Source organism: Hydrogenophaga sp., from assembly GCF_035481345.1.
In the GTDB taxonomy this organism is placed as follows: Bacteria; Pseudomonadota; Gammaproteobacteria; order Burkholderiales; family Burkholderiaceae_C; genus Hydrogenophaga.
On the sequence record NZ_DATIGV010000133.1, the window covers coordinates 1 to 10,037 of the forward strand.

Annotated in this window: 10 protein-coding genes; 1 reads left to right on the forward strand and 9 read right to left on the reverse strand. The window is 65.7% G+C overall.

Annotation, left to right across the window (positions count from 1 at the left end; genetic code table 11):
• Positions 1-2: 2 nt before the first annotated feature.
• Together VLG41_RS14735 and VLG41_RS14740 are read right to left on the reverse strand one after the other, a co-directional pair.
• Positions 3-956 carry a bifunctional helix-turn-helix transcriptional regulator/GNAT family N-acetyltransferase gene (locus VLG41_RS14735; RefSeq protein ID WP_325350152.1) on the reverse strand — a complete coding sequence of 318 codons (954 nt, stop codon included), beginning with the start codon at positions 954-956 and terminating at the stop codon, positions 3-5.
• Positions 957-996: 40 nt separating this feature from the next.
• A complete protein-coding gene (locus tag VLG41_RS14740) occupies positions 997-2,199 on the reverse strand; it encodes a multidrug effflux MFS transporter (RefSeq protein WP_325350153.1) in 1,203 nt (400 codons plus the stop codon).
• 54 nt (positions 2,200-2,253) lie between these two features.
• Between VLG41_RS14740 and VLG41_RS14745 the strand changes: the two genes are divergently transcribed.
• Positions 2,254-2,622 carry a VOC family protein gene (locus VLG41_RS14745; RefSeq protein WP_325350154.1) on the forward strand — a complete coding sequence of 123 codons (369 nt, stop codon included), beginning with the start codon at positions 2,254-2,256 and terminating at the stop codon, positions 2,620-2,622.
• A 52-nt stretch (positions 2,623-2,674) separates the two neighbouring features.
• Here VLG41_RS14745 and VLG41_RS14750 read toward each other — a convergent pair whose 3' ends face one another.
• The 7 genes from VLG41_RS14750 to VLG41_RS14780 form a co-directional block, all read right to left on the reverse strand.
• The gene (locus VLG41_RS14750; RefSeq protein WP_325350155.1) at positions 2,675-2,947 is read right to left on the reverse strand and encodes a hypothetical protein; all 273 of its coding nucleotides are present in this window, start codon (positions 2,945-2,947) and stop codon (positions 2,675-2,677) included.
• Positions 2,948-3,040: 93 nt separating this feature from the next.
• Positions 3,041-3,688 carry a hypothetical protein gene (locus tag VLG41_RS14755; RefSeq protein WP_325350156.1) on the reverse strand — a complete coding sequence of 216 codons (648 nt, stop codon included), beginning with the start codon at positions 3,686-3,688 and terminating at the stop codon, positions 3,041-3,043.
• A 2-nt stretch (positions 3,689-3,690) separates the two neighbouring features.
• Positions 3,691-4,107, reverse strand: coding sequence for a hypothetical protein (locus tag VLG41_RS14760; RefSeq protein ID WP_325350157.1), 417 nt, complete (start codon positions 4,105-4,107; stop codon positions 3,691-3,693).
• A gap of 123 nt (positions 4,108-4,230) precedes the next feature.
• On the reverse strand, positions 4,231-4,665 hold the full coding sequence (locus tag VLG41_RS14765) for a hypothetical protein (RefSeq protein ID WP_325350158.1): 435 nt from the start codon (positions 4,663-4,665) through the stop codon (positions 4,231-4,233).
• Between the two features lie 8 nt (positions 4,666-4,673).
• Positions 4,674-5,117 (reverse strand): EndoU domain-containing protein, encoded by a 444-nt coding sequence (locus tag VLG41_RS14770; RefSeq protein WP_325350159.1) that lies wholly within the window; start codon positions 5,115-5,117, stop codon positions 4,674-4,676.
• Between the two features lie 87 nt (positions 5,118-5,204).
• Complete coding sequence (locus tag VLG41_RS14775; RefSeq protein WP_325350160.1) at positions 5,205-5,585, reverse strand: hypothetical protein; 381 nt, start codon at positions 5,583-5,585, stop codon at positions 5,205-5,207.
• Positions 5,582-10,037 (reverse strand): hemagglutinin repeat-containing protein (locus tag VLG41_RS14780; protein ID WP_325350161.1); only part of this gene is annotated, 4,456 nt, incomplete at its 5' end. The genes VLG41_RS14780 and VLG41_RS14775, both read right to left, overlap by 4 nt.

Below are 10,037 nucleotides of genomic sequence, written 5' to 3' on the forward strand. Positions count from 1 at the left end.
GCTCAGAGCTTGAGCGACCAGGTCTCGCCCACCAGCGACTGCCCGAAGCCTTCGTACGGCTCCGACTTGATGAGCTCGAAGCCGCGCCGCGCGTAGATGTCCCGCGCGGCGCCGAGGCAGCTATTGGTCCACAGCACCATCTTGCGGTAGCCCTTGGCCCGCGCGAAGGCCAGGCACTCGTCGGTGAGGCGCGCGCCCAGCCCCAGGCCGCGCGCGGCCGGCGTCAGCAGCAGCATGCGCAGTTGCGCCGTGGTGGCCGACTTGCGCACCACGAACACCGAGCCCACGCGCTCGCCGTCGAGCTCGGCCATCCAGCAACGCTCCCACTCGGGCTGGAAGTGGCGCACGTACTTGGCCACGATGTCGGCCACCAGCGCCTCGAAGTCCATGTTCCAGCCGTACTCGCGCGCGTAGACCTCGCCGTGCTGCTGCACCACCCAGCCCATGTCGCCGGGGCGCGGGTCGCGCAGCACGGCCGCGCGCGTGCGCGGCGCGGCCTGCGGCTCCAGCAATTGCTCGATGCGCGCCATCGCCTCCACCACCGCCTGCTGCTCGCCCGGCGCCAGCGCGGCCAGCAGCGCGGCGGCCTCCTCGCGCGACTTCTGCTGCATGGGCGCAAAGGCCGCGTACCCGGCCTCGGTGAGCGTGAGCAGGCTCTGGCGCGCGTCCTTCGGGCTGGGCGCGCGGCTGAGCCAGCCCGCGTTCTCGAAGCGCTTGAGGATGCGGCTGAGGTAGCCGCCGTCCATGCCCAGCGCGCGGATGAGCTCGGTGGCCACCAGGCCCTGGTGGTGCGCCAGCTCATAGAGCACGCGCACCTCGGTCAACGACAGATCGCCCCCGAGGTACGGCGAGAGCACGCCCGCGCGGCGGGTGTAGAAGCGGTTGAAACGGCGCACCGCCTTGACGGCGGCGGGCGAGACGGACGAGGGTTCGGTGGCGGACGGCATACTTGCCATTGTCAAGTTTTTACTTGCCAATGGCAACAGTATGGCGCGCTCAGGTCGCGAGCCGCGTGCGCGGCGGCCCCGCCAGCGTGAGCCAGGTGAGCGCCACGCTGCTGAGCGAACCCAGCGCCATGCCCGCCACCATCGGCAGTGGTTGACCGTTGGCGAACAGGCCCACCACCCCCATCGCCACCGCGCCCACCAGCATCTGCAGCGTGCCCATCAGTGCCGAGGCCGTGCCCGCGATGGCACCGTGCTCTTCCAGCGCCAGCACCGACACCGTGGGGATGACCAGGCCCATGAAGGCGCTGGCGATGAAGTTCAGCGCAATCAGCACCCACAGGTCGTCGCCGCCGAACAGGTAGTAGGCCAGCAACAGGGCGATCGTCAGCCCCGAGGCCGTGGCCGCGAACTTCACCATGGGCACCAGCCCCACGCGCCGCCCCACCGGGGCCGTGAACTGCGAGGCCCCGATGAAGGCCACCGCGTTGAACGAGAACGCCAGGCTGTACTGCGTCGGCGTGAAGCCGTAGTGGTCGATGAACACGAAAGGCGAGCCCGCCAGGAACACGAAGAAGCCGGCCAGCGCACAACTGCCAATGCCCACCAGCCCCAGGTAATGCCAGTCGCGCAGCAACAGGCGGTAGGCCCGCAGCGCGCCGCCGATGCTGCTTTCCACCCGCTGCTCGGGCGAGCGCGTCTCGCCCAGCGTGGCGCGCACCAGCAGCAGCCCGGCCATCGCCGCCAGCGCCACCGCCCAGAACACGCCGCGCCAGCCGCTCAACGCGATCACCCCGCTGCCGGCCAAGGGCGCCAGGATCGGCGACACGCTGAACACCAGCATCAGCAGCGACATCAGGCGCGCGGCCTCGGTGCCGGTGTGCAGGTCGCGCACCACCGCGCGCGGAATCGCCATGCCGGCCGCCGCGCCCAGGCCTTGCAGAAACCGGAAGGCCACCAGCGTCTGGATGTCCGTGGCCAGCGCGCAGCCCACACTGGCCACGATGAACAGGCCCAGGCCGGCATACAGCGGCGGCTTGCGGCCCACCATGTCGGACACCGGGCCATACAGCAACTGGCCCACGCCGATCGACAGGAAAAACGCCGTCAGGCTGAACTGCACCGCTCCCACCTCGGCGCCCAGGGCGGTGCCGATGGCTGGCAACGCGGGCAGGTACATGTCGATGGCGAACGGGCCGATGGCCGAGAGCAGGCCCAGGATGAGGGCCATGCGGAAATAGGAAGAAGATTGCATGATGGCGGCGATTCTCGTCGCGATCCCTTTTCCTGTTCCTGCCAAGGCCCTCCCATGCCCGACTTCGACGTCATCGAAATGAAACCCTTCGTGCCTGCGAAGGACTTCGACCTCTCCAAACGCTTCTACCAGGACGTGGGCTTCACCCTGGACTGGAACAACGAGCACATGGCCTACCTGCACCACGGCAGCGCGCGCTTCCTGCTGCAGAACTTCTACGAACAGGCCTTCGCCGAGAACCTGATGCTGCACCTGCTGGTGAAGGACGTGGATGCATGGCACCAGCGCCTGGTCGAGCGCGGCGTGGCCGAACGTTATGGCGTGCGCCTGGGGGCGGTAGAGGACCAACCCTGGGGCATGCGGGACTTTGTGCTGAACGACCCTTGCGGGGTGCTGTGGCGGGTGGGGATGAGTACGGAATGAGGAAGGGCGGCGATCAATAGCGCCACCCGGAGCCCGTCTTTACCAGCACCGCTCAGCGAACGAAGTAGTTCGCGGCCTCGAAGTCGGTCGGATAGCCTTCAGCATCCACTGGCTCGCCGGCGTCTGCGCCTGCAAATTGAAGTCGCGCGTTGTGCACGTTGCCGATCGATTTCGTGTTGGCGGTGGCCCCAGTCATGCGGCCATCGGGCGTCGCGGTGAGGGTAACGCCCGAGCCACCATCGGCCGAAGTTGTGCTGCCAACAGAAGTGACAACCCCTTTGATCACGTTGTCCCGGCCCGCACGAGTTGCCTGTGCAACGTTCACGGTGAGCCGTTCCGTCGCAAGACCCTGCTATGAGGGTCGATTCAGCGTGCGCCAAGGCCATCACAGCTGGCGTATGAGATCGTCAAATCCAGGTTAGTTGATTTCATCAGGGCCGATAAGCGTTGGCTTGCCGATGCCCAGGAACCCTTCGGCGCACCGCCAGCGGGAGTGCTTCACGGGACGGGTCTGTGTCGACTCGTCCATCTCGCGAATACCAAGCCGACAACTCTGACCATTGAAGTCCATCGACAAGGAATAGCGCTTGGCCGCTTGCGGTGTGAACTGGAGAAACAGCGGGCCGCAGGTGCCGTCGGTGATGTACGCGGTGGCGGCGAAGGCGATCGGCTGGTTGGCGGGATAGTGGGCAATCTTGGTCTTCGGCAGTTTCTCGATCTGGGCCAGCGCACCCAGGGATAGGAAATTGGCCAGACCTCGAAAGTTCTGCTGGACTTCAGATGGAATCTCGCGTCTTCTGACCCGTGCCGCGATGTGCTGGGCATCTGGCTCACACAGCTTGTCGCCAACACGTTGTTGAAACGCCGCCACCGCCGCCGAGTTCGTCGTGAACTCGACGATGGCACTCCCGGGTGGTAGCGCGGCACCCACCTCATCTTCAATGGCTTGTTCCTCATCGGGGTAGTACTGAGCCGCAGGAGCAGCGCACCCCAATAGCGCGGCGACGACGCTGCACGCAGCGCAGGCTTTCAACAGCCTCGTCTGGCCAAAGGTTTTGGTATCCATACTTAGTTGAACTCGAAGCGCACGTCTTTGATAACGTGCACCTTTCCCCAATGAAAGTTACAAACGCGCGCGACTTCGGTGTCATCCTTCGACACGGGCACGCACCCGCCCGTGATCTGAACCTTGCCACCGGCCTGCCTGGACAGAGGGAACTCAATGGACGGGCCTTCAGGGACGGTGTGCTCCAGCACCACCGACTCCGCAAAGTCGTCGACGAGGGCGGCGAGCAGTTGACCATTCATGGAAAGCAGGTAGAGATCGTGCCGAAAGGCCGCGCCGGGTTGCAGACACATCTCGAAGTTCATGTTCTGCACGGTCTGCTGCTGGCATTGTCTGGGGGCAGCGGCTTGGACGGGAAGGCACGTTGCAGCCGCTGTTGCAAGCAGCAACGCAGAGCGGAAGGTGAATGGCAGGCTCATTGTGGAATCAAGGGATAAGGCGAGGCTTGGCGAACATGGGCTGCAATCGGCCCCGCTGGGCGATTGCAGCTTGATGCACTGGAGGTGCTACATAAAAGCTCTGACGCAGGTTGGCGCCTCACGTCAGGCCGGGAAGTCAACCTCAATGGGTTTCTGCTCAGGATCGGCAAGGAAGCGCACATAGGTTTGCACGGCGAGCTTGTACTGCGCGAAGCTGACCTCGCCGCCTTCGCCTTGGCTGTACAGGCCTTCAAACCAGACCTTGTCGGGCGTGATGAAGGCGACCCAGGCGTTACCATCGGACTCGATGTAGGAGACTTCGCCGGATTCGATGCGGCGGATTTCTTTGAGCGCAGTTGCTCCCGAGCCTTCAGCAGTTTGGATGTCAGACATGATCGCGCTGCACATCAACCGGAACTCAGGCACACAGAACTCCCAGCGCGAACCGTAAGGCAGCGCATCCGCATCAACAACCTCAAGCCATCTTCCCATCCACTTCTTGAATGGATCGGCATCGGCTACGTGCTCAACCATGGTGGCGCACAAAATCAAGCGCATTCGAAGTCCTATTTGAGTGGGTAAAAAGTCGTTCGCGCCGGAGTGGTGAATCCCTCAATCATCATTCCGCTCGGCGAGGTTCCTTGCCATTTCGTAGCTCCAAGCATTTGCTTGCTCTTGAACGCCTCCGACACCTCATACTCGATGCGCGCCTGTGACCACGAGGGCGGAAAGAAGGTCGACTCCCGTGCTTTATCCACCCACACCCCCTTCTTCGCATCCCATATCTGCACCGGCGCCTCATACGTCCCGTTCGCGTTGAACGTGATGTCCGCCCCCGGTTTGATTCGCGCCTGACCATCGGCCGCGAACTCTGCGTGATACCCCGTGGCCTTGCCCTTGGCGTTGACTTCGCCCGCGAGCACGTGGCTCATGTCGAAGTTGTTCTGCTGCAGCACCTGGCTGTCGGTCTTGGCGATGTACTGTGCGTCCCGGCTGGTGTCGGGCACCATCTTCGCCCAATCGTCCAACTCGGTGCGCAGGTGTTCGCCTTGAGTGGCACAGGCCTCGGTGGCGCCGCCGACCGACTTGACCGCGCCTCATAGGGGCTCTTCGAAGTCGGCCCATGCATAGCGTTTTCCGTCCTTGAGGACAGTTTCGATGCTTCGATTGGCTCCGAAAATGGTGTTGTAGAACGGTGCAGAAATCTCGAGATAGTCTGAATCAAGCGAGCCTTCGCCGACCTCTCTTTGATGCGGCTCTGTTCCTTTGAAGGGCAAAGGCAACCATCCTTGCAGAGCCGCCTCAACCAAAGGCAAATCCTGCTTCAAGTAGCCAAACGGGTCATCTTTCGGATCGACGGTCATCAGCCAAGCCTTGAACGCTCGGGCGACACGTTCAAGCTTGACCGCATCGACTTCCATGCAGTACCCGTCTTCATCAAGCTGCACCAGCTTTCTCATAGTTTTCGCTTCCTTCATCGCTTGACGACGATGTTGCCGATTTTGATCGGCAGCGTAAACGCCGAGCGATCCAGTACCAGGGATTGCGTGCCACCGCCGCTGGTGTTGGGCACTCCATTGACCATCGTCGGAGCAATTTTGCTTTCAAAGACCACGGTACCTTGCTTCGGCTTGATCTGGTAGACGTCGTAACTGTTGACCTGCATGCCCGGCGGCAAACCGAGCTTGTCGACCATCGAGGCCGGATCGCTTTGCAGCTGAGCCAGTTCGCTTTCCTTCATCCAGTAGCCCGTCGACGGGCTGGGTGTCCCGCCCGTAGGTACTACCTTGACCAACTTATCCGTCGCATCAAGAGGTGTTGCCACGGGCAGAGATTGGCCCGAGTTAATGAAGGAGCGCGCTTCACGCACCGCTGCCTCGCGAGACATCCCGCTGTTCTCAAGCATGTTCACCATCTGAACCCCCTCCGGAAAATCCAATGGGTTACGGGTCAACCCCTGCGTCGCAAACTGTCCGTCCACCGCAGGCGATATCGCTTTGCCTGCTGCGGGTATGTAGTCGTTGGCGGACGATCTGCCGGCATTGCCCATCACACCGCCCGTTGCCGCCTTCACTCCTTTGGCCGGCAGGCGAACGCCCAACAGCGTCTCCTCCAACGTCGTATCCCGCACCGCCTGCCCATTGGGCGTGTTCATCCATTCCAGCCGCTGCGCGTCACGCCGCTCTTTGCCCGGGATCACCGAGACCTGGTTGCTGGGCGAACCACCCGGAAACACGTTGCCGTACGGGTCGTCGCGCTGCGCCTGCGTGGCACTGAAGTAGGTCTGGGGCTTGCCGTCGCTGCCCAGCACCACGCGGCCCTGGCTGTCCAGGATGGGCCGCCCCGTGTCGGCGTCGAGCATGCGCTGCGCTTCGCCCAGGTCGCCGAAGTAGCGCTCGGCACCACCCATGGACGCTTCGGTGCCCGGTCGATTGGCCGCGTCGATCACGCTTTGCCGGTAGGCCTGTTCGTCAGCGGCGGCCCGTTTGTCCACGCGGCTCTCCGCCACGCGCTCAAGCATGTCGCTCCAGTACAGGCGAGCGTCTCGCTCGCACGCGCTGTCGCCGCGGCAGCTGGCCCTGGCCTTGCCATCGGCCAGCTCGCGGATGCGCTGTTTCTCGGTGGGATGCAACTGCCGGTTGTTCACATCGGTGTTGAACGCCGCGCCCGCGGCAGCGCCACCGCCAGCCACGCCCGACAGCACCGCCAGCCCGCCGGCCGTGCCCCATCCCGCCATTTCCTGGGCAAGCAGTGCGTTCACGCCCGCGTCTTGCAGCGCCGTCTGCACCTGGTGCTGCAAGTCATTGAGCCCCGGCGCCGCCAGGCTGGCGCCGCCCGCGCCCAACGCGCCCTGCGCGCCACCACTCAGCCCCCCGATCACCGCGTGCCCCGCAGCGCGGTACACGCCGCCCTCGTCCCAGCGGTCCGCCTCGGCCAGCAGTTGGGCCCGCGCCGGGTCGTCCGCGTCAAGCTGCGCGGCCTCCTTCCTCAGCTTGTCGCGCTGCGCGTCGGCTTGATCGCCCCAGCCCTTGGCCAGCACAGGCAGGCCGCCGCGTGTGATGGCTACCTGGGCGTTGACCTCGTCGTTCACCCGCTCGCGATCGAAGATCGGCGCCAGCCCCGTCTCGGCGTCTCCCGTGCGGGCGTCCTTGTTGCCCGCGATGCCGGAGATGCCGGCCCGGGTGGTGCTGCTGGCGCCGCCCTTGTCCTCGCCCCAGCCCACGCCCCGGGTGCGGCTCACTTCCTTCACCGGCTGGCCGTCGGAGCCCATCACCGTGCTGCCGTCCTGGTTCTTCTTGTCCGAGACGTACACGCCCGCGCCGGCGCTCCAGCCACTGGCCTTGTAGCGCGCCTCGTTGTGCACGTCCTCCAGCCCCACCCCGCCTTCGCTCTCGAAGTCATTGCGCTGCTCGTCCACCGCCACCTGCGTGCTGGTGATGGCGCCGCCCTTGAGCACGGTCTTGCCCTTGACCTTGACGTCGAAGCCGGCGTCGCCCGCGCGGATGCCGCTTTGTTCGCCCACGCTGGCGTATTCGCTCTGAATGTCGGTTCGGCTCGCGCTGAAGGAGCCACCCGCCCCGGCGCCGAAGGTGGCGCTGGCGCTGCTCTGTTTGCTCTTCTCCCGGTAGCTCGCCTTGTCCTGCAGGCTCTCGATGAGCAGGTTGCCGCCGATGTCGGCTTGCACCCGATCGGCGCTGACCACGGCGCCGGCCAGGATGGTGTCGTCACCCGACTCGATGCTCACGCGCTCACCCGCCCGGACGTGGGTGTTGGTGTGGCCGAGCGACTCGCCCTCGGCCTTGCCCTTGCCCGCGCTGGCGCTGGCCGTGATGCCGAAGCCCGCGCCAGTGCCGCCGACTTGCCAGCCGATGCCCACGCTGCCCGAGCGGTTGCGACTCTCGGTCTTCTCCTTCGTGGTGTTCTGGGCCGCGCGCAGGTCGACGTTGCCCTCTGCCTTGAGGCGCGCCGTCTTGCCCGCCTCTAGCTCGCTGCCCTGGATGAGGATGTCGCTGTCTTCACCAGCGCCTTCGGCGATGAAGCTCACATCGCCGCCCGCGCTGACGCGGCTGCCCTGCGCGTTGTCGGCGCTGCTCTCGCTGGTGCTGCGGCTGCTGGAGGCGCCGATGCTGATGTTCACGCTGATGCCGGCGTCGGCAAGCTGGCCGCTGGCAGCGGCCTTGCCCGCGGTGTCCAGGCCCTGCTTGAGCTGCATGCCCGCCGTGGCCGCGCCCAGGGCCTTCATGCGCGCGTCGTCGGTCTTGTCCAGGGCCCCGAGCGTCTCGGTGGCCGTTTGCATCATCTGCACGACCCCGCCGCCCACGCCCAGGGTGAGGCCGCCCTGGCGCATCTTGTCTTCCTGCCAACGTTCTTCGGTGCTTCTGGCTTCGGTGACACGGATGTCGTTGGCCCGGACATCGATGTCGCCCTCGGGGGCAAGCAGGTCGGAGCCGACCTGTTCGTAGCTTCCACCGGCGCGGATGGTCACGTCGCCCTTGAGCGCGCCCAGGGTGCTGCCTTGCGCGCCGGTGCCGCTCAATTCGCGCTCGCTGCTTCTTTGCTGGCTGCCCAGGGTGACACCGGCGCCGCTGGCAAAGACGCCACTGCTCTTCTTCTCGTGGAAGCGTTCTTGCCGGTGCTCGGTGCGCTCGGCCAGGACCCGGACATCGCCGCCCGCGCTCACGTCCAGGTCTTCGTCGGCGATGGCGTGCGAGCCCTTGAACGTGATGTCGCCTCCCGCGCTCAGGTTCACTTCGCGCCCGCCCAGCGCACTGCCCTGGGCGCGGGTGTGGCTGTCCAGGCTGCGGGTTTCAGTGCTGCTGGAGCCGAGCACGCCGCTGCTCTTGGCATAGACGCCGTGTTCGACCTGGTAGTTGGCCTCACCGGCGGTGATGTCCAGGTGGCGCCCGGCGTGGATGTTCAATTGGCCGTTGTTCTGGCTCTCGTAGTAGGGAGCATCGGCATCGGGTTCACCGTTGGCCTGCACCTGCGCCGCTCTCATCTGCACATCGCGCCCGGCCGAGAGCGTGATGTTGTCGCCGCCGATGGCGCTGCCCACCTCGGCGCTGCGCTGCACGCGCCCGTAGTTCTTCTCGTCGCGCGTGGTGTCCAGGGCCTCGCGGGTGTTCAGGGTGCTCAGGCGCAGGTCGCGCCCGGCGTGCATGTCCACCACGCTGGCCTGGGCGAGCGCGGCCTGCAGTTCGATGTCCTGCCCGGCTCGGGCGAGCAGCACGCCGGCGTCCGCGCTCACGCTCAGGCGGGCCACCCGGTCGAGCACCACGGCCTGGCCATCCGTGCTCTGGGCGCTGGTGCTGGCGACCTTGATGTCGCGCCCGGCGTCCAGCACGAGCAGGTCTTTGGCGCTGACGTTCCCTCCATCGACCTCGATGTCTTGCTGCGCCCGCAGTGCGGTGGCGCCCTGGCTGCCGATGTGTCCGCTGCTGCGGATGCCGTTGGCATCGATGAGCACCAGGTCTCGCCCGGCCACGCTGCCGCTGTTCAAGAACTCGCCGCTGAGGTTGAGGTGGACTTCGCGCCCGGCGATCAGGGAGCCCTGGGGGCTCAGCTCGCCTTCGCGGGGCATCAAGTAGACGCGGGGCACAAGCGCGGTCACTGTTCGTCCATCGGGCAAGGTCACTTCCTGGGCTTCGAGCCAGACGATGTCGCTGGTGAGCGCAGCCACCTGCTCGGCCGTGAGGGTGATGCCCGGCCTGAGTTGGTGGGCCTGGGCGAAGGTGGCGCCGGCCTGCAGGAGGGCCAGGTACTGGGCGTCGTCGTCCGTGTGGTCACCGAGGAAGCGCTGGCCGGTGAGCTGGGCGATCTGCTCGCGCATGAGGCGCTGTTCGAGGAAGCCGTCGCCCAGGCGCTTGTGCACGCTGGCCGGGTCGATGTTGAGTGCGGCGAGCTGGTAGTCCGAGGCGAGCCACTGGCGC

Excerpts from the sequence above, each read along its gene's own strand:
- VLG41_RS14740 (WP_325350153.1), bottom strand. The coding sequence starts at position 2,199 with ATGCAATCTTCTTCCTATTTCCGCATGGCCCTCATCCTGGGCCTGCTC.
- VLG41_RS14755 (WP_325350156.1), bottom strand. The coding sequence starts at position 3,688 with ATGGATACCAAAACCTTTGGCCAGACGAGGCTGTTGAAAGCCTGCGCT.
- VLG41_RS14765 (WP_325350158.1), bottom strand. The coding sequence starts at position 4,665 with ATGCGCTTGATTTTGTGCGCCACCATGGTTGAGCACGTAGCCGATGCC.
- VLG41_RS14775 (WP_325350160.1), bottom strand. The coding sequence starts at position 5,585 with ATGAAGGAAGCGAAAACTATGAGAAAGCTGGTGCAGCTTGATGAAGAC.
- VLG41_RS14760 (WP_325350157.1), bottom strand. The coding sequence starts at position 4,107 with ATGAGCCTGCCATTCACCTTCCGCTCTGCGTTGCTGCTTGCAACAGCG.
- VLG41_RS14745 (WP_325350154.1), top strand. The coding sequence starts at position 2,254 with ATGCCCGACTTCGACGTCATCGAAATGAAACCCTTCGTGCCTGCGAAG.
- VLG41_RS14735 (WP_325350152.1), bottom strand. The coding sequence starts at position 956 with ATGGCAAGTATGCCGTCCGCCACCGAACCCTCGTCCGTCTCGCCCGCC.
- VLG41_RS14770 (WP_325350159.1), bottom strand. The coding sequence starts at position 5,117 with ATGGTGCCCGACACCAGCCGGGACGCACAGTACATCGCCAAGACCGAC.